At 40.3% G+C, this 17,580-nt stretch carries 17 protein-coding genes and 1 riboswitch; of the genes, 9 read left to right on the top strand and 8 right to left on the bottom strand.

Features of this window, described 5'->3' with window-relative positions; translation table 11 throughout:
• Positions 1-114: 114 nt before the first annotated feature.
• Entirely contained in the window at positions 115-927 is an 813-nt protein-coding gene (locus F968_RS17585) for a DsbC family protein (RefSeq protein WP_004795153.1), read from the bottom strand.
• A 146-nt stretch (positions 928-1,073) separates the two neighbouring features.
• Positions 1,074-1,994, bottom strand: coding sequence for a site-specific tyrosine recombinase XerD (xerD, locus tag F968_RS17580; protein ID WP_004795152.1), 921 nt, complete (start codon positions 1,992-1,994; stop codon positions 1,074-1,076).
• 143 nt (positions 1,995-2,137) lie between these two features.
• Between xerD and F968_RS17575 the strand changes: the two genes are divergently transcribed.
• From F968_RS17575 to ftsW, 5 genes are all read left to right on the top strand, one after another.
• The gene (locus F968_RS17575; protein ID WP_013199126.1) at positions 2,138-2,401 is read left to right on the top strand and encodes a FeoA family protein; all 264 of its coding nucleotides are present in this window, start codon (positions 2,138-2,140) and stop codon (positions 2,399-2,401) included.
• The gene (gene feoB / locus F968_RS17570; protein WP_004795148.1) at positions 2,398-4,251 is read left to right on the top strand and encodes a ferrous iron transporter B; all 1,854 of its coding nucleotides are present in this window, start codon (positions 2,398-2,400) and stop codon (positions 4,249-4,251) included. The genes F968_RS17575 and feoB overlap by 4 nt, the downstream gene beginning before the upstream one ends.
• 20 nt (positions 4,252-4,271) lie before the next feature.
• Positions 4,272-4,523 carry a DUF6587 family protein gene (locus tag F968_RS17565; RefSeq protein ID WP_004795147.1) on the top strand — a complete coding sequence of 84 codons (252 nt, stop codon included), beginning with the start codon at positions 4,272-4,274 and terminating at the stop codon, positions 4,521-4,523.
• A 160-nt stretch (positions 4,524-4,683) separates the two neighbouring features.
• Entirely contained in the window at positions 4,684-6,030 is a 1,347-nt protein-coding gene (gene murD / locus F968_RS17560) for a UDP-N-acetylmuramoyl-L-alanine--D-glutamate ligase (RefSeq protein ID WP_004795143.1), read from the top strand.
• A 24-nt stretch (positions 6,031-6,054) separates the two neighbouring features.
• Entirely contained in the window at positions 6,055-7,251 is a 1,197-nt protein-coding gene (gene ftsW, locus F968_RS17555) for a putative lipid II flippase FtsW (RefSeq protein WP_004795141.1), read from the top strand.
• Between the two features lie 50 nt (positions 7,252-7,301).
• On the opposite strand, the gene gluQRS is transcribed toward ftsW, so the two are convergent.
• From gluQRS to F968_RS17525, 6 genes are all read right to left on the bottom strand, one after another.
• Entirely contained in the window at positions 7,302-8,198 is an 897-nt protein-coding gene (gluQRS, locus tag F968_RS17550; protein ID WP_004795139.1) for a tRNA glutamyl-Q(34) synthetase GluQRS, read from the bottom strand.
• Between the two features lies 1 nt (position 8,199).
• A complete protein-coding gene (dksA, locus tag F968_RS17545) occupies positions 8,200-8,736 on the bottom strand; it encodes an RNA polymerase-binding protein DksA (protein ID WP_002121205.1) in 537 nt (178 codons plus the stop codon).
• 211 nt (positions 8,737-8,947) lie between these two features.
• Positions 8,948-9,760 (bottom strand): 3',5'-cyclic-AMP phosphodiesterase, encoded by an 813-nt coding sequence (gene cpdA / locus F968_RS17540; RefSeq protein ID WP_004795136.1) that lies wholly within the window; start codon positions 9,758-9,760, stop codon positions 8,948-8,950.
• A gap of 4 nt (positions 9,761-9,764) precedes the next feature.
• Positions 9,765-10,391, bottom strand: a complete 627-nt coding sequence (locus F968_RS17535) for an NUDIX domain-containing protein (protein ID WP_004795135.1) — start codon at positions 10,389-10,391, stop codon at positions 9,765-9,767.
• 75 nt (positions 10,392-10,466) lie between these two features.
• The gene (gene thiC, locus F968_RS17530; RefSeq protein ID WP_004795134.1) at positions 10,467-12,344 is read right to left on the bottom strand and encodes a phosphomethylpyrimidine synthase ThiC; all 1,878 of its coding nucleotides are present in this window, start codon (positions 12,342-12,344) and stop codon (positions 10,467-10,469) included.
• Between the two features lie 88 nt (positions 12,345-12,432).
• A riboswitch (TPP riboswitch) is annotated at positions 12,433-12,567 on the bottom strand.
• 34 nt (positions 12,568-12,601) lie between these two features.
• Positions 12,602-13,687 (bottom strand): hypothetical protein, encoded by a 1,086-nt coding sequence (locus F968_RS17525; protein WP_212749654.1) that lies wholly within the window; start codon positions 13,685-13,687, stop codon positions 12,602-12,604.
• 107 nt (positions 13,688-13,794) lie between these two features.
• Here F968_RS17525 and F968_RS17520 point away from each other — a divergent pair, with 107 nt between their 5' ends.
• The 4 genes from F968_RS17520 (at position 13,795) to phoU (ending at position 17,530) form a co-directional block, all read left to right on the top strand.
• Positions 13,795-14,376 carry a TetR/AcrR family transcriptional regulator gene (locus tag F968_RS17520; protein WP_004795129.1) on the top strand — a complete coding sequence of 194 codons (582 nt, stop codon included), beginning with the start codon at positions 13,795-13,797 and terminating at the stop codon, positions 14,374-14,376.
• Entirely contained in the window at positions 14,369-15,274 is a 906-nt protein-coding gene (locus F968_RS17515; protein WP_004795127.1) for a DMT family transporter, read from the top strand. The genes F968_RS17520 and F968_RS17515 overlap by 8 nt, the downstream gene beginning before the upstream one ends.
• 96 nt (positions 15,275-15,370) lie before the next feature.
• Positions 15,371-16,702, top strand: a complete 1,332-nt coding sequence (locus F968_RS17510) for a multidrug efflux outer membrane protein AbuO (protein ID WP_081399579.1) — start codon at positions 15,371-15,373, stop codon at positions 16,700-16,702.
• Between the two features lie 105 nt (positions 16,703-16,807).
• Positions 16,808-17,530, top strand: a complete 723-nt coding sequence (phoU, locus tag F968_RS17505) for a phosphate signaling complex protein PhoU (protein WP_013199117.1) — start codon at positions 16,808-16,810, stop codon at positions 17,528-17,530.
• Positions 17,531-17,580: the final 50 nt, after the last annotated feature.

Below are 17,580 nucleotides of genomic sequence, written 5' to 3'. Positions count from 1 at the left end.
AGTCTTTAAACACAGATTGTTAAAGCATTATTTATTGAAAAAACAAAGCGCTGCAATGAGAGCAGCGCTTTTTGTAAGAGATAGATGATTAATCATTCATCAACTTTAAGTGGATTATTTATTCAGACGTTTAATTAATTCATCAGGTGTTAGATATCCACCTAAGTACTCGCCATCAACACTATAAATAGCAGGGGTACCATTTACACCCATGTTTAAGCCAAGTTGATATTGTTCACGAACAGGGTTTTTACATTGAGCAGGCGGAATATTGACGCCTTGTACTGCTTGGCTAAAGGCAGCTTTACGATCTGCACTACACCATACAGCTTCCATGGTCGGCATAAATTGCTCACCACGTGGCCAAGCGATATAGCGTACTTCAATACCCTTTTCATTAATTTCAGGAATGTGTTCATGTAGTTTATGGCAATAAGGACAACTTGCATCGGTAAACACATAAATCACGTGTTTAGCCTTACCTTTTGCAGGGTAGACAATGAGATCTTCATTTTTTAAAGCAGCAAGATGCTTTTTATTTTCCGAAGCTTGAAGATTATCTCCAATATTATGAAGCTCTTTGCCTCCTAATCGGATTACATCACCCTGAATTAAATATTTTCCATCACTGGTTGTATAAATTGATGTCATTCCTTCGAGATTTACCCAATACAAATTAGGAACTTCTGTCGGCTTGATATCTAAAATTTTGGCGTTGATGTTTGCATTTTTAAATTGTTTCTGCAAAGTTTCGATCAAACGTTGCTTATCATTACGTTCGATAATGGTTGAAGCTTCCCCAGTAGCAGGTGCAGTCGCTGTGAGCGCATCTTCTTTTTGTGGTTTGTTTTCTTTAGAACAAGCACTGAACAAAAGGCTAGATGCCAGAGCGCAGGCAAGAAAAATTTGAGAGCGGGTAAAAGACATAGATAACCCTTATTTCATCAGTATTTATAGTCAGAAGCTGCTAAGCATAACAAAAAATCTAATGTGTATTGTTAAAACTTTCTTAACCTTTGTGAACGAAATCAAACGATTGATATGAAATGCTTGCTTGGGGCTTTAAAGCTTTATCATCCTCTAGGGTGATGTTTTTCATGTAATTGTTGCATTCGTACTTGTGCAACATGCGTATAGATTTGTGTTGTAGATAAATCGCTATGACCCAGTAACATTTGCACTACACGTAAGTCAGCGCCATGATTGAGCAGATGCGTTGCAAAGGCATGACGTAAGGTGTGAGGTGAGAGTTCAGCCTGAATATTGGCTTGAAGCGCATAGCGTTTAATGGCATACCAAAAGTTCTGCCGACTCATAATTCCGCCATGTTGGGTCAAAAAAAGATAGTCAGTCGAGCTTTTGTAGAGCTGAGGCCGAGCATTACTCAAATAGCGTTCTACCCATTCACAGGCGAATTGTCCTAACGGAACTAAACGTTCTTTATTGCCTTTACCTGTAACACGTAAATAGCCTTGTTTTAAATTAATAAGCTCTAATCGCAAGTTAAGTAGTTCTGAAACACGTAAACCGCACGCGTAAAGTACTTCAAACATTGCCCGATCACGTAAGCCAAGTGCCGTATTGATATCAGGTGCTTGAATCAGTGCTTCAACATCTTCTTCAGATAGATCTTTAGGTAAGGCTCGTCCAATTTTTGGAGAATGATGAGTTGCTACAGGATTATCGCTTCGTAATTTCTGTTCACGTAAAAATTTGTAAAACTGGCGTAGAGCAGATAAGCAGCGGGCAATTGAGCGGGGGCTTTTCCCAACTTTGGTCAACTCAATCAAAACATCAGCAATATCATCACTTGTCCACTCTGGAAGAGCTGATTTTTTATGAAGTTCACTGCATTGAATAAGGTCTGATAAATAAGCATTTCGTGTATGAGGACTTACTGTCTGTGCAACTAAATAGTCGCGAAAACCTTGTAAAAAGCTTAAATGTTCAGGAATTTGAACTGGGCTTGGAATACGCGGTTTTTTATTCAACATACACTAGATCCTCTAAACCTCTGTACTGTAAAAGAAACTTTAAGGTTTGTCGATTAAACTGAATAAGAAGTGAAATTTAACCTTATTTGGTAATTATTCTCATTTATATGTATACTAGAAAAAAAGGTTTAGGATCGGATGCGGTGCGTTTATCAGCTTTAAAAGTGAAGCAAGCGGCGACCATCACCAAAGTGAATCGGATAGAAGTAGAGTCCGAGCAGCAAGATTTGGTCGCAATTCGTTTGGAAAGTCTGGGCTTTGTACCCGGCACACGAGTGGAAGTGATTACCAAAGGTATTTTTGGTGGTGATCCGATCTTGATCCAAATTGGCTTTACACGTTTCGCTTTACGTAAAGCAGAAGCGGAAAAAATTGAAATTCTAGTAGAAGAAGGAGTACCCGCATGAGTGATGCGTTACGTATTGCCCTTGTGGGAAACCCTAACTGCGGTAAAACCTCTCTTTTCAACCATTTAACTGGAACTCGACAAAAAGTTGCAAACTATGCGGGCGTAACTGTTGAGCGTAAAGTAGGTCAATTTCAGTTACCGTCAGGTCGAGCAGTGCGTGTACTCGATTTACCGGGTACCTATAGTCTAAATGCAACTAGTCCTGATGAAGTTATTACTCGGGATGTTTGCTTGGGTAAGATTGCAGAAGAAGGGCAGCAAGATGCATTTTTGTGTGTGGTTGATGCGACTAACTTAAAATTGCATTTAGGACTGGTGCTCGAAATGATCGAGCTTGGCCGTCCGATTTTAATTGTATTGAATATGATGGATGAAGCGCGTCGTCGCGGCATCCAAATTAATACTCAAAAGTTGTCTCAACGTTTGGGCGTACCCGTTGTTGAAACAGTTGCTGTCCGTAATGCGGGTATTGAAAATCTATTACATGCTCTTGATCAAGAAAAATACAGTGTGCCACAGACAGAACTGAGTGGTTTAACTGGAACTCATCATCAAAAAATCGATATGATTTTTAAAGATGTTGTTCAATATGTCGATCAGGGAGATAAGCGTACTGATTTTCTAGATCGAATTTTCTTACACCCAGTTCTAGGTCTGCTTAGCCTTGCGCTCATGATGTTTATTGTGTTTCAGGCAGTTTTTGCTTGGGCAGCTCCGTTCATGGATGGCATTGAAGGCTTCTTTGGCTGGTTAGGTGAAGTCGTGGGAACTGTGATTACACAGCCTCTAATGCATAGTTTGGTTGTTGACGGAATTATTGCAGGTGCAGGTAGCGTAGTTGTGTTCTTGCCACAAATTCTTATCTTGTTCTTCTTCATTTTAGTATTGGAAGAATCTGGCTATTTACCGCGTGCAGCATTTTTGCTTGATAAATTAATGTTTCAAGCTGGTTTAAGCGGCCGTGCCTTCATTCCTTTACTTTCAAGCTTTGCTTGTGCAGTACCTGGAATCATGGCAACGCGTAGTATTAGTGACCCTCGTGATCGCTTTACAACCATTATGGTTGCACCATTAATGACGTGTTCGGCACGTTTACCTGTATATGCCTTGTTGATTGCTGCATTTATTCCAGAGAAAATGGTCTGGGGGCTTTTCAACTTACAAGGTCTGGTGTTATTTGGTCTGTATATGGCTGGTATTGTGAGCGCTCTTTGTGTTTCATTTTTAATGAAATTTTTGCAAAAAGATAAGTCACAGCATGCTTTATTGCTAGAGCTGCCAAGTTATCGTTTCCCTGATTTAAAAAGTGTGGGAATCGGTTTGCTCGACCGTGCAAAAATCTTCTTAAAACGCGTCGGCGGAATCATTTTTGCGCTCTCTATTTTGCTCTGGTTTTTGTGTACTTTCCCACAACCACCAGAAGGGGCGACATTACCTGCTATAGATTATAGTTTTGCCGGTATGCTCGGACACCTTATTCAACCTTTATTTGCTCCAATCGGATTTAACTGGCAAATCTGTATTGCTTTAATTCCAGCAATGGCAGCGCGTGAAGTTGTGGTTGCAGCATTAGGTACGGTTTATGCCTTGTCTGCAACGAGTGACGATGCTGTAGCTCAAGGTTTGTCACATCTGATTAGTGCAGATGGCACAGGTTGGTCTTTGGCAACAGGATTGTCGCTTTTAGTGTGGTTTATTTATGCCCCACATTGTTTGGCTACGTTGGCAACAGTACGACGTGAAACAGGTTCATGGAAACATGTTGCTGCCATGACTGCATATCTGTTCGGTTTGGCTTATTTGGCATCGTTTGTTACCTATCAAATTGCTTCCCACTATTGGGGTTAAAGCAAGAAAGGAGGTTGTATATGATTCAATATCTGATTATTGCGGTTTTAGTGAGTTGGAGTGCAGTTGTTGTTTTTAAGAAAGTATTTCCAAAAACAGCAAATTCAGTCTTTTCTTCACTCTCTGTATTTTGTGAAAAGCAGGGTTGGGCAACCTTGGCAAAATGGCTTAAACCAAAAATGACCTTTGGTTGTGCTGGTGGTTGTGGTTGTTCAAGCGAAGATAAACCTACCAATACAGTTCAAGAAATCAAGCCGATTAAATGGCAATAAATTTAGTATTTCCTGTTTCGTTTAAAAAGCCATCATATTGATGGCTTTTTTACGCACTGACACAAAAAAAGATGAATAAAGTTCAAACTGAAAAAGCATTCAAAACAGCAAAGTGCTAACATTTTTGCCATTCTGTCGATTGATAAATTGTGGGGCAAAAATGTTAATACAACGTGGTGGATTAAAAGTTGTCGCAGGCTTAGGAATATCAGGTGTTTCTGCTGTTAATTTCCTGCATGAACAAGGCTACCAAGTTGCAGTAACGGACTCTCGTCCAACCCCTCCTGGTCATGACCAGATTCCAGCTGGCGTTAAAACCAGTTTTGGTCAACTTGACCAAGAATTATTATTACAAGCAGAAGAAATTATTTTAAGCCCAGGCCTTGCACCACAATTACCAGAAATTCAGGCAGCTATTGCTCAAGGTATTTCAGTGATAGGCGACATTCAACTATTACGCCGTGCGACCGAAGTGCCTATTGTGGCTATTACAGGTTCTAATGCGAAAAGTACAGTAACGACTTTAATTGGTTTAATGGCTAAAGATGCGGGTAAAAAAGTTGCTGTGGGTGGAAACCTAGGACGCCCAGCCCTAGATTTACTAAAAGATCAACCAGAGTTGCTTGTACTTGAGCTATCAAGTTTTCAGTTGGAAACCACCTCACATTTAAATGCTGAGGTTGCTGTGGTCCTTAACATGAGTGAAGATCACTTAGATCGTCATGGCGATATGTGGGGTTATCACCAAGCAAAACACCGTATTTTTCAAGGCGTTAAAAAAGTAATATTTAACCGTGATGATGCTTTAAGTCGCCCTCTTGTTCCAGATACAACACCAATGCAGAGCTTTGGTCTAAATGCACCAGACTTAAATCAATATGGTGTTTTAAGAGATGGTGATGGCACGCTTTGGCTTGCACGTGGTTTGCAGCGTTTAATTAAAAGCTCAGATTTATATATTCAAGGCATGCACAACGTAGCCAATGCTTTAGCGTGTTTGGCATTAGGTGAAGCAATTGGTTTGCCTATGGAGTCGATGCTTGAAACGTTAAAACAATTTAAAGGATTAGAGCACCGCTGTGAGTATGTGAGAACGGTACATGATGTGCGTTACTACAATGACTCTAAAGGAACCAACGTTGGTGCTACACTTGCAGCAATTGACGGTTTAGGTGCTGCAATTGAGGTTAAAAAAGGTAAGGTTGCCTTGATTTTAGGTGGGCAGGGTAAAGGTCAAGATTTTGCTCCATTACGTTCTTCTATCGAAAAATATGCCAAAGTTGTGGTATTGATTGGTGAAGATGCTCCTGTTATTGAACAAGCAATTCAGGGCGCAACCAAAATTTTGCATGCAGCAACACTCAAAGAAGCTGTAGAGCTGTGTCAACGTGAAACACAAGCTGAAGATGTGGTGTTGTTATCACCAGCCTGTGCAAGTTTTGATATGTTTAAAAGTTATAATGACCGTGGTCAGCAGTTTGTTGCCTGCGTCAATTCGTTGGTTTAAAGAAAACATGATTAGGAATGTAGTATGGCAGGCTTAGCTCAGACCACAATCCAGAAAATCAATCATTGGTATGAACGGATATTGCCTAAATGGCCAGCGGAAGTGACGCCACGTAATGTCCTGATTTTCTGTGTCGTTGCATTGTTGTGTATCGGTTCAGTGATGGTGGCGTCTGCTTCGATGCCCTATGCTGAATATATGCATGAAAACCCGTTTCACTATGTGATTCGTCATGGTATTTCAATTGTTGCTGCGGCTGTGGTGGCTTATTTGACCTATCGGATATCACTCAATACGTGGTTTAAAAATACTTTCCCGCTGTGGCTGTTGACCATGGTTCTGCTGCTTGCTGCTTTGGTGGTGGGTTCAGAAGTGAACGGTTCTACACGTTGGATTAAGATCGGTGGCTTTACCTTACAGCCAACCGAGGTTGCCAAAGTCATGATGGCAATCTTTACCGCAGACTACGTTGTGCGCCGTGCCAAAGAGGTTCGTACTCATTGGAAAGGCTTATTACGTTTAAGTGGGGTCATGGCAATTACGGTCGGTTTGATTATTGCCGAGCCTGACCTGGGTGCTACGATTGTAATTGTATTGATGATGGTCGGGGTATTCTTTTTAGCTGGTGCACCGCCAACACAGTTCTTAATTATGTTAGGTGCGATTGTAACCGGTATCGTATTTTTGATCTTATTTGAGCCGTATCGTTTCCAGCGTTTGATTTCGTTTACTGACCCATGGGCAGATCCATTAGGGGTGGGGTATCAGTTATCAAATGCATTAATGGCCTTCGGCCGTGGTGAATGGTTTGGTACAGGCTTAGGACATAGTGTTCAAAAGCTATCTTATTTACCTGAAGCGCATACTGACTTTATGTTAGCGGTGTTAGGTGAAGAGTTTGGTTTCTTTGGTATTTCGATTGTCATTGGTTTGTCTTTCTTGATGTTGGCATGCTGTATCAAAATTGGTCATCGTGCATTGAAACATCATTATCTTCGCGCAGGCTATTTGGCTTACGGTATCAGTATTATTTTCTTGCTTCAGATCTTGGTAAATGCGGGCATGAACATGGGCTTAATGCCAACCAAAGGTTTAACTCTGCCATTTATTAGTTATGGTGGTACATCTTTAATGATGTGTGCTGCGATGATTAGCTTGATCTTAAAGATTGATGCATCAACTCAAGAAGTGAACCCTGAAAGAGAAGAATCAAACTTCTAAAGCATTTCAGTTGTTATAAAAAGCCCGATATCAAATCGGGCTTTTTTTATTTATAGATATGTTCCGCTGAGCTCTTGTCCATGGGGAATTAAATCAACATTCCACTGTGATATGGCCTGCTTTAGCATCACTTTAGGCTGGTCTAAATCAACATGAGGTTGTCCCAAGGCTTGTACTGCTTGTTGCAACAATTCAGGCGCTTTAGTTAAATCGAGTGCTTGAGCAAGATTCTGTTTAGAAAGCTTTTGCCCTTGATCATTCATGGCGAGAGGAAGGTGCATATAGCTCAGTTTAGGGTATCCTAAGAGCTCGCCAAGCCAGATCTGACGTTCGGTGTTATCTAATAGGTCTGAGCCTCGAACGACATGGGTAATGCCTTGTAGATAATCATCCACGACGACAGCAAGTTGATAGTTAATAATCCCATCACGGCGTTTAAGAACAAAGTCTCCAAGGTCATGTTGTAGATTAGAACAATGATGCCCTTGCAGTCGGTCATCAAAACAGATTTGTTGATCTTTAACTTTTACCCGAATTGCTTGGTCTTTAAAATCAAGATTAAGATTGCGGCATGTTCCCGCATAGATGGCATTTGAACCCAGCATTTTGCGTGTACATTGACAAGCATAGATTAGACCCTCTTTTTTAAGTTGATCTAGTACGCTTTCATAAATGTCTAAACGGTTTTTTTGAAAAATGATTTCTGCATCGGGTTCGAACTGGAAGGCTTCCAGTGAGGTGAGAATATGCTCTTCACTGCCCGGATAAATACGAGGGATGTCTGTGTCTTCGACACGAACCAACCATTTGCCTTGGTGAGCTTTAGCATCACAATAACTGGCGACGGCGGTAATGAGTGATCCAAAATGCAAAGGGCCGGTTGGCGAGGGCGCAAACCGGCCTGAGTATGAAAAGCTAGGCTTTTCTTGAGTAGCTACAGCGGTCATATTAACCGTTATTTTGCTTCTCTTTAATTTCTGCCAAAGTTTTGCAGTCAATACATAACGTTGCAGTTGGACGTGCTTCTAAACGACGTAAACCGATTTCGATACCACATGTTTCACAGAAACCGTAGTCTTCGTTTTTAATTGCTTCCATAGATTGTTCGATTTTACGAATTAACTTACGTTCACGGTCACGTGTACGCAATTCAATTGCAAACTCTTCTTCTTGGGTGGCACGGTCATTTACATCTGGCAATGCAGTTGATTCGTCTTGCATCGTATTCAACGTACGATCAACTTCAGACATTAATTCAGCTTTCCATGCTTGCAGAATTTGTCGGAAATGCTCGAGCTGTCCTTCAGACATGTACTCTTCATTTTTCTTAGGTTGATAAGGTGCAATACCAAATAAACTTGCAGTTGTGCCTATGTCAGAAGTTTTAGGTTTCACTTTACGTGCACGTTTTGCAGAAGCTTTGTCACCTTCCACTACAACTTCTGTATGTTCATCCAAAACTTGGTTGTGGTTGTCATTCGCCATAATAGGGCATTCCTCATCATACACGTATTATCTATACGCAAAAAATATGGTGATATGCAAGTGTTTTTATAGAAAACCATCGATGGGATTTTCCCATCGGGTCGTCATCATATAGATTTTTCCTGCAAGATGATAGTCATTCCGCCTCGTAAATAATTTCAAAACGTGTTTACCCTAGTCATAATTGCATATAAGCATATATAAAATAGAGCTAATAGCCTGAAATATTGGTATTTATAAGACCCTGAAAATTTTCAAGACGGAAGACTTCTGTTTCAAAACTACCATCGTTTTTTAGACGAATGTAACGGTAGCCGGGAGCATTTTGGTCTAGGGCAAACTCATTACTAAACGGTTTAAACTGAACGCTTGTTGAGGGGGTCGAGAAAAATTCGATCCCTTGCCAAGTGTTTAGTGAGTCTTGGTGAACGTGCCCGCAGAGTAAAGCTTTTACATTTTTAAATGGACCTAATGTGGTAAGCAAAGCATTAGAGTTTTGTAACTTGTGATGATCAATCCATTTGGATTTCATTGCAAAAGGATGGTGATGACAAGCCAATAAAACAGGGTGATCTGAAAATTCTTCGAGTAATGCCGCTAAATTTTGTAGTTGTTCTGGCGACAGGTGCCCATTGATCTGACCTTTTACTGCACTATTTAATAAAATAATGCGCCAGTTTCCTAAACAAATGACCACAGGTTCCTGATGATTTTCTTTATGTAATGGAAAATGATCAACGTTATCATGATTGCCCAGTGTCTGAAAAAATGGCAGACCTAAGGTTTGCATATATTGAATATAACGTTTGTAGGTAATAGGCGTTGGTGCTTGAGCCAAATCTCCAGTATGGATAATGGCATCAGTTTCAGGATGTTTTTTTAGGATCTGTTGAATAATGGCATGAAAACTTTCTTCAGGATTCATCCCCACAAATTCTAAATGCGGATACTCCAATAGGTGGGTATCGGTAATTTGTATAATGACATGGTCTTTTTGTGAAAGTGTTGAGACTTGAAAAGTCACCGTCCTACCTCTTCGGGTTTATTATCGTTTTGCTGTGTTGGGCCAGCCATTGTAATGCCATAATGACAGGAGCATTTCTTAAACGTCCGCTGTCAAGTAGAGTCTGGATTTCACTATAATTAAATAAGTGCAGTTGAATATTTTCCCCCTCATCATCTACGCCAAAAACACCCCCTTCAGCGGGTAATTCAGTTTCGGCAACATAGAGATGAAATAACTCTGAGCAAGCACCAGCAGATGGATAAAAGCTAAATAGATGCTCTAAATTTTGAACTTCGCAACCTGATTCTTCAAGGCTTTCTCGTCGAATACAACTTTCTGGTGATTCATCACCATCTAACACGCCTGCAATTATTTCCAGCTGCCACGGTGATTGAGGATCATCTAAAGCCCCAACACGGAACTGTTCAATCAGTGCAAACTGTTGTTTTTGATCGTTGTAGAGTAGTACACCAGCTGCTTCAGGCCGATGAACGAGTTCACGCTGCAATACATGAGTATATTCAGATTGATTAAATAGACGATGTCGAAGGCTGACTTTTTCAACTTGAATAAAACCACGGAATAGAGATTCACGTGATGTTACTTCGACATCTTTAGATGTATAACTTGGACGTTCAACAATACTCATGATTCGGTCAGGACGAAATCTATTTATTTCATCCTAACCGAGAATCATGGCTAGGCAAGTGTTTTTTTTGAATATTTACACTTTGTGATACAGTTTTTGACCTTGCTCTTGATAAACCTCTTTCATCGCTTTGAGGCCTTCTTCAACCTCTGAATTGCTATTAGTGAGGTTGTTGGCATAGTCACGAACATTCTGGGTGATTTTCATCGAACAGAACTTTGGTCCACACATTGAACAGAAGTGAGCAGATTTATGAGCCTCTTTGGGCAAGGTTTCATCATGCATGCTACGTGCTGTGTCAGGGTCTAGACTTAAGTTGAACTGATCATCCCAACGGAATTCAAAACGTGCTTTTGACAAGGCATTATCGCGAACTTGAGCACCCGGATGTCCTTTCGCAAGGTCAGCAGCATGTGCCGCAAGCTTGTAGGTAATAATTCCGTCTTTAACATCTTTTTTGTTTGGTAAGCCCAAGTGCTCTTTTGGTGTCACATAACAAAGCATCGCTGTGCCGTACCAACCAATCATGGCTGCACCAATTGCAGAAGTAATGTGGTCATAACCCGGAGCGATATCAGTCGTTAAAGGCCCAAGCGTATAGAATGGTGCTTCTTTACACACTTCTAGCTGAAGGTCCATATTTTCTTTAATCATGTGCATTGGTACATGACCAGGGCCTTCAATCATGACTTGAACATCATGTTCCCATGCACGGTGTGTAAGTTCACCTAGGGTTTTAAGTTCGCTGAACTGTGCTTCGTCATTCGCATCTTGAATACAACCCGGACGTAAGCCATCACCTAAGCTAAATGAAACGTCATAGGCTTTCATGATTTCACAGATTTCATCGAAATGAGTGTATAAGAAGTTTTCTTCATGATGCGCTAGACACCACTGCGCCATGATTGAACCACCACGAGACACGATACCTGTTAAACGGTTTGCTGTAAGTGGCACATAACGAAGCAATACACCTGCGTGAATCGTGAAGTAGTCAACGCCTTGTTCGGCTTGTTCAATCAGCGTGTCTTTGAAGATTTCCCATGTTAGGTCTTCTGCAACACCATCAACTTTTTCAAGCGCTTGATAAATCGGTACGGTACCGATTGGAACAGGTGAGTTACGAATAATCCATTCACGTGTTTCATGAATGTTTTTACCTGTCGACAAATCCATAATGGTGTCGGCACCCCAACGCGTTGCCCACGTCATTTTGGCAACTTCTTCGTCAATTGAAGAACCAAGCGCTGAGTTACCAATGTTGGCATTAATTTTAACCAAGAAATTACGGCCAATAATCATTGGCTCAAGTTCTGGATGGTTAATGTTGGCAGGAATGATCGCACGACCTTCAGCAACTTCTTGGCGAACAAATTCAGGTGTAATTTCTTTTAAGTTTTTTGCACCGAAATTTTGTCCAGCATGTTGACGCATATCAACACCTTCACGCTGGCGCTGATTCTCACGAATTGCAATATATTCCATTTCAGGTGTGATAATACCTTGCTTGGCATAGTGCATTTGAGTGACATTTTTGCCAGCTTTAGCGCGGCGTGGGTTTTGAATATGAGCAAAACGAATGTCAGCGGTGCGAATGTCTTTTAAACGTTCTTGACCAAAAGTTGAAGTTAAACCAGAAAGTACGTCAGTATCGTTACGTTCTTCAATCCAGTTTTGGCGAACTGAAGGTAAACCTTTGTCTAAATCAATTTGAACATTCGGATCTGTATAAACACCTGAAGTGTCATAGACCATAACAGGGGGATTATGTTCACCGCCTAGACCAGTTGGAGTATCTGTTAAAGAAATTTCTCGCATTGGAACCTGAATATCAGGACGAGAGCCTTCAATATAAACTTTTTTAGAAGCGGGTAAGATGCGGGTTAAATCTTTTGCATCTTGTTCATGTTGTGCTGAAATTTCAGCAGAAGAGAGATTCGTTAACTGGTTCATTACATGATCCTTATGAATAACATCAACGAATCAAGCACGACCAAAAACGATGGCGGATTTATCTTTGCTAGATAAATTTAAGGCTTAAGTTTTCAGATGGCTTGATTCCTACGCAGGTCTTAACCTGATCAGGTTCAACGGTACTCATGTTCAAACTTGTGTTGCGATAACACGAAATTTACACAATCTCAGCGAGTTATTACTCGCGCTCCGTCAAGCGATTTACAGACTAACATGTTTTAGGTTGGGTGGCATTGTCAATTTGTATCTATACAAACCGCATCCATATGGCAGTCACGATAGACTTCAGTGTTCCATGGGGAGTCTAATTTTAAGAGCTGCTCGAGTTGTTCATGAGTCATCTGATAATTTGATTTTTTATCGCCATTCTTATCAGTTAAATCTATTTTAAATTGCTTATTACGCTCCTCTACAGGCGTGGCAGTAAATTTAAGAAACAGTTGAGCAGGTTTCGCTAGACTCGACTCATTTTGTGTAGAGAGAAACCGAATTTGTTGAAGCGCATCTTTATCAAACCATGTATTCGGTGCATATTCATCTGACACAGGCGTATTATCGAGACCAAAGAAAATAAAATAGCGATATTCGTTAAAGAGTAATTTGGCGTCACTAATAAAGTGGCTCTTTGGATATTTTTGAATAAATTTTTCCCAAAACAATGCACGTTCAGTGAGTTCTTTCCAAGAAATAGCCAATGCACCATCGTTATAAAAAATATTTTGATTGTCTTTTGCCATACGCGTTAAGAACTCTTTTTGGTCTGCTGGTAAGGCTTTAGAAAAAACATCAACTAAATAGTTTGGCTGACGTCGATAGGTAAACATGCCTTCGCCTTGATAAAGGAGTTCAATGTAGGCTTGGCCTTCATGTTGAAGTAAATATTGATCACGCGGGCTCAGTTGGGCGAAGAGCTTTTTCTGACTTTGAATCACCTTTTTAAGGTCTTGTTGTTTATGTTCTAAAACAGCATAGCCAAAAGCTTCAAACGCTCTACCTGTTTTTTCAGTGTAGTCTTGTTTAATAAAACGTTGATACATGGCTGTTGATGCATCAATTAGCTTAAGCTGTTCATCATTTTTTAATGAAGGAACACACGTTTTAAGCTTTTCATTAATTTGATTTAAGTCTTCTATTTTGCTGTTCTGATTAATCGTGTGCATAGCTACCATAATTTGTAAGCAGCTACTGTCTTGTTGTTGAGTTACCTTTTGCTCAGTTGATTTTTGCTCTTTAGATACGGTCTGATTTTGCTCTGATGTTTTATTACATCCAGCTAAAAGTAGTGCGCTGCACATACTCATCATTAGAAATTTTTTCATCATTGTATTTTTATCAAAGTGAATATTGCTCAAATTATAACTCGGAAAAAGATTGCATCATTGTTAGAAATCTTTATTATTAGGTAGGTCGGTCTACTTAAATTAAAGCTATGAATGATAAAACAGCAAGACAGAAAATTCTCGATGCCGCTTCAACTTTGTTTTATAACGATGGCATTACTGCAACTGGAATTAACTCGGTTACGGCTAAAGCAGATGTTGCTAAGATGTCGCTTTATAATAATTTTTCTTCAAAAGGTGAGCTTGTCGATGCCTACATTGCTGCGCGTCATAAAGAGTGGCTTGATCTCTACCAAAAGCGTTTAGAAAAAATAAAAACAGCGAAACAAGCCATCTTGGCCGTATTTGATGCCTATCAAGACCATGCGGAATTTGCCTATGAAAAAGGCTTTCGAGGTTGTGGGTTATTGAATGCTGCGGCTGAGTTTCCGGCAAATAGTGCAGGGCGAAGTTCGGTAAGACAGCATAAAGAAGAAGTCGAGGCTATGGTTGCTGAACATTTAAAAAAATTGATACCAGACTCACAGCGGATTAGCTATGTGGCTACGCAGCTTTCTTTTCTTTTAGAAGGTTCTATGGCACGAGCAGGTTTAGAAGGAAACAGTCGTCAACTTCTATTAGCAAAACAAATGGCAGAAGACATTTTAAATAGAGAATGCCCCCATGATTAGCCTCATTAAAAATAGTAGTTATGGAGGCACAATCGCGATTTTAGTTGCCTCTGTTTTGTGGGGAACAACCGGTACTGCGGCCGCATTTGCTCCGACACTTGGTCCACTCGCTATTGGCGCTGTAGCGATGGGCGGTGGAGGTCTTTTACAAGCTTTGGTTGCATCACGAGCGATACGTGAAAACCGACAATTTATAAGAGAAAATCTTTTCATATTGCTTTTGGGTGTAGCGGCAGTTGGTATTTATCCTTTGGCCTTTTATTCCTCGATGCATTATGCAGGTATTACGATTGGCACCGTGGTCTCAATTGGTACTGCTCCATTGATCGCAGCAATTTTAGAGAAATTCTTTGATCGCAAAGCCTTATCAGCTATCTGGTTTCTAAGTTTTATTTGCGGTGTGCTTGGCGTAACAATGCTGTCGATGGGTGAAAGTCATGCGGTTCTAGACGATACAAATCAATTGAATAAATACTTCGGTATTTTTCTTGGGCTTGTCGCGGCTACAACTTATTCACTTTATTCATGGGCTGCAAAAAGATTAATAGATCGGGGTGTTGCTTCTAAAGCTGCAATGGGCATGATTATGGGTGGTGGGGCAGTTATTTTGCTTCCTACTTTGTTGGTTACAGGTGGTGGGTTATTACAAAGCTCAACCAATTTACTTGTGGCTGGTTATATGATGCTGATTCCTATGTTTTTGGGTTATTTACTTTTTGGATTTGGTCTAAAAACAGTAAATGCCAGCAAAGCGACGACCTTAACTTTATTTGAACCTTTAGTTGCTGCGATTTTTGCGATTGTGTTGGTGGGTGAGCATGTTTCATGGTTGGGTTGGATAGGCATGCTTTTGATTTTTATTTGTATTTTAATATTGTCAAAAACTGAGAACGCTTAAAAAAACTAAAACTTTTAATGGCTTGAGTTTGATTCGAATTTTTCTTAGTCTTAAAGGCAAGTTTTATCGTTGATTTGAACAATGAAAATAAAATTAATGGTCGCTGTTGGCCTTTGGAGTTTTGCATCTTCGAGTTTTGCTCTAGATTTGGTTGAGACTTATGAGCGCGCAAAACAAAATGATCCGACATGGCAAGCCAATCAACAACAATTTGAAGCAGATCAACTTAATTTAGGCTTGGCAACGGGAGCGTTATTACCCACCGTTACACTGTCTGGAAACATCACGCGTAATCGACAAACTGTAAAGCGTTCAAACTTTCCGGGTGTTGACCAAGAAGGACTTTCTGATGCTTTGGTGAGTAATACTTCAACGACTCAGCAAGCGACCTTAACAGCACGTCAGCCATTGTTTCGAATGGATGCTTGGGAAGGTTATAAACAAGTTAAAACTTCAGTTGCCTTAAGTGAAATTACCTTAAGACTGCAAAAACAAGATCATGTTTTAAATGTAGCAGAAGCCTATTTTAATGTACTGCGTCAGCAAGCACTCAGTGTTGCATACCTACAAGAAGAAAAAGCTTTGCTTGAGCAGCTGAATATGATGAATGCCAAACTCAAAGAAGGTTTGGTGGCGCGTAGTGATGTGAGTGAAGCAAATGCTCAATATCAAAATGCCAGAGCCAATCGTATTTCAACCAATGTTCAATTACTTTTGGCCCAAGAACAGCTGTCTGAATATATCGGTTCTTATCAAGATAAACTTGCTGTATTACGAAGTGACTTTAGTTTTCAAAAGCCTTATCCAGCAGAGCTTAATGATTGGATTTCTTTGGCCCAGCAAAAAAATCTAAAGATCCAGCAAGCTCGTTTACAGCAACAATATAGTGAAGATCAGCGCCGTGTAGAAAAAGCCGCACTTTATCCTCAAATAGATGCTGTGGCGAGCTATGGTTATACCAAACAGACCCCAGAGACTCTTATTTCCACTGACGGAAAATTTGATCAGGTTGGGGTAGAAATGAACTGGAATTTATTTAATGGTGGACGGACCCGAACATCAATTAAAAAGGCAACTGTAGAAGCTAGTAAAGCTCAGGCTCAACTTGATGCGGCCATCCGCCGTGCCAATGTCGATGTGAAAAGTGCATTTATGCAGGTCGATACAGACCAAGCCAAACTCGAAGCAAGAAAAGCTGCAATGGATTCATCTTCTTTAGTTTCTCAAGCCTCGAAAGCGAGCTATAACGAAGGCTTAAAAAGTATGGTTGATGTTTTATTGGCCCAGCGTAATGCTTTTTCTGCAAAACAGGATTATCTTAATGCTCAATATGACTATTTATTGAATGTGCTTCGTTTAAAAGCTGCAGTAGGCCAGCTCGGTGAAAAAGATCTGGTTGAGCTTAATAGCTGGTTAACTTATCAGTAATAAAATGCTTTTATCTGAAATTTAATTTTGTCATAAAAACTTAATGATTGCTGTGTTTTAATGCTCAATCATTTTATTCCTGCGCCATCATGTTGGAGGCTTCCCTTGAGTCCAAGTAATCCGGTGTTAACCCATCATATTTCTTCTCAATTTAATGAAGATTTGCAAGATGTAAACACAAAGTTTATGACCATGGGTGGCTTGGTCGAACAACAGGTCGCAAATGCAATTCATTCTTTGCTTGATACAGACGCAAATTTAGCGATTGATGTTCAATTTAAAGATAATGCAGTCAATCAATATGAACGTGATATTGATGAAGGCTTGACGCTAATTTTGGCGCGTCGTCATCCAGCAGCGATTGACTTGCGTATGGTTATTGCCATGAGCAAAGCCAATACTGACCTTGAGCGTATTGGGGATGAAGCTGCAAAAATTGCCCGTATTGCACAGAACCTTTGTGAAGAGGGTGGTTCACCTCGTGGCTACATGGAAACACGTCATATTGGTAACCAAGTTCGTGTCATGATTCATGATGCACTTGATGCTTTTGCACGTTTAGATGCAGATCAAGCTTTACGTGTGCTTTTAGCCGATGCTGACATCGACCGTGAATATCAGTCAGCAACGCGCACATTAATGACCTATATGATTGAAGATCCACGCCATATTGCTCGTGTAATTAACGTCATGTGGGTTCTACGTTCTTTAGAGCGTATTGGTGACCATGCACGTAACATTGCTGAGCAAGTTATTTATATGGCAAAAGGCTTTGATGCTCGTCATACCAAAATTGAAGAAATTGAAGCTAAAGTTCACGAAAAGTAATCTTGAGCTGAAATATTTAAAGGCCTTGTTTGAAACAAGGCTTTTTTTTA

The sequence above is a fragment of the Acinetobacter sp. NIPH 817 genome, from assembly GCF_000368405.1.
Taxonomy (GTDB): domain Bacteria; phylum Pseudomonadota; class Gammaproteobacteria; order Pseudomonadales; family Moraxellaceae; genus Acinetobacter.
This window is presented reverse-complemented; position numbering and strand designations above follow the sequence as displayed.

What these genes read in the sequence shown, in the direction of transcription:
- F968_RS17585 (WP_004795153.1), bottom strand. Translation starts at nt 927, where the DNA reads ATGTCTTTTACCCGCTCTCAAATTTTTCTTGCCTGCGCTCTGGCATCT.
- xerD (WP_004795152.1), bottom strand. Translation starts at nt 1,994, where the DNA reads ATGTTGAATAAAAAACCGCGTATTCCAAGCCCAGTTCAAATTCCTGAA.
- feoB (WP_004795148.1), top strand. Translation starts at nt 2,398, where the DNA reads ATGAGTGATGCGTTACGTATTGCCCTTGTGGGAAACCCTAACTGCGGT.
- F968_RS17565 (WP_004795147.1), top strand. Translation starts at nt 4,272, where the DNA reads ATGATTCAATATCTGATTATTGCGGTTTTAGTGAGTTGGAGTGCAGTT.
- murD (WP_004795143.1), top strand. Translation starts at nt 4,684, where the DNA reads ATGTTAATACAACGTGGTGGATTAAAAGTTGTCGCAGGCTTAGGAATA.
- ftsW (WP_004795141.1), top strand. Translation starts at nt 6,055, where the DNA reads ATGGCAGGCTTAGCTCAGACCACAATCCAGAAAATCAATCATTGGTAT.
- gluQRS (WP_004795139.1), bottom strand. Translation starts at nt 8,198, where the DNA reads ATGACCGCTGTAGCTACTCAAGAAAAGCCTAGCTTTTCATACTCAGGC.
- dksA (WP_002121205.1), bottom strand. Translation starts at nt 8,736, where the DNA reads ATGGCGAATGACAACCACAACCAAGTTTTGGATGAACATACAGAAGTT.
- F968_RS17535 (WP_004795135.1), bottom strand. Translation starts at nt 10,391, where the DNA reads ATGAGTATTGTTGAACGTCCAAGTTATACATCTAAAGATGTCGAAGTA.
- thiC (WP_004795134.1), bottom strand. Translation starts at nt 12,344, where the DNA reads ATGAACCAGTTAACGAATCTCTCTTCTGCTGAAATTTCAGCACAACAT.
- F968_RS17525 (WP_212749654.1), bottom strand. Translation starts at nt 13,687, where the DNA reads ATGATGAAAAAATTTCTAATGATGAGTATGTGCAGCGCACTACTTTTA.
- F968_RS17520 (WP_004795129.1), top strand. Translation starts at nt 13,795, where the DNA reads ATGAATGATAAAACAGCAAGACAGAAAATTCTCGATGCCGCTTCAACT.
- F968_RS17515 (WP_004795127.1), top strand. Translation starts at nt 14,369, where the DNA reads ATGATTAGCCTCATTAAAAATAGTAGTTATGGAGGCACAATCGCGATT.
- F968_RS17510 (WP_081399579.1), top strand. Translation starts at nt 15,371, where the DNA reads ATGGTCGCTGTTGGCCTTTGGAGTTTTGCATCTTCGAGTTTTGCTCTA.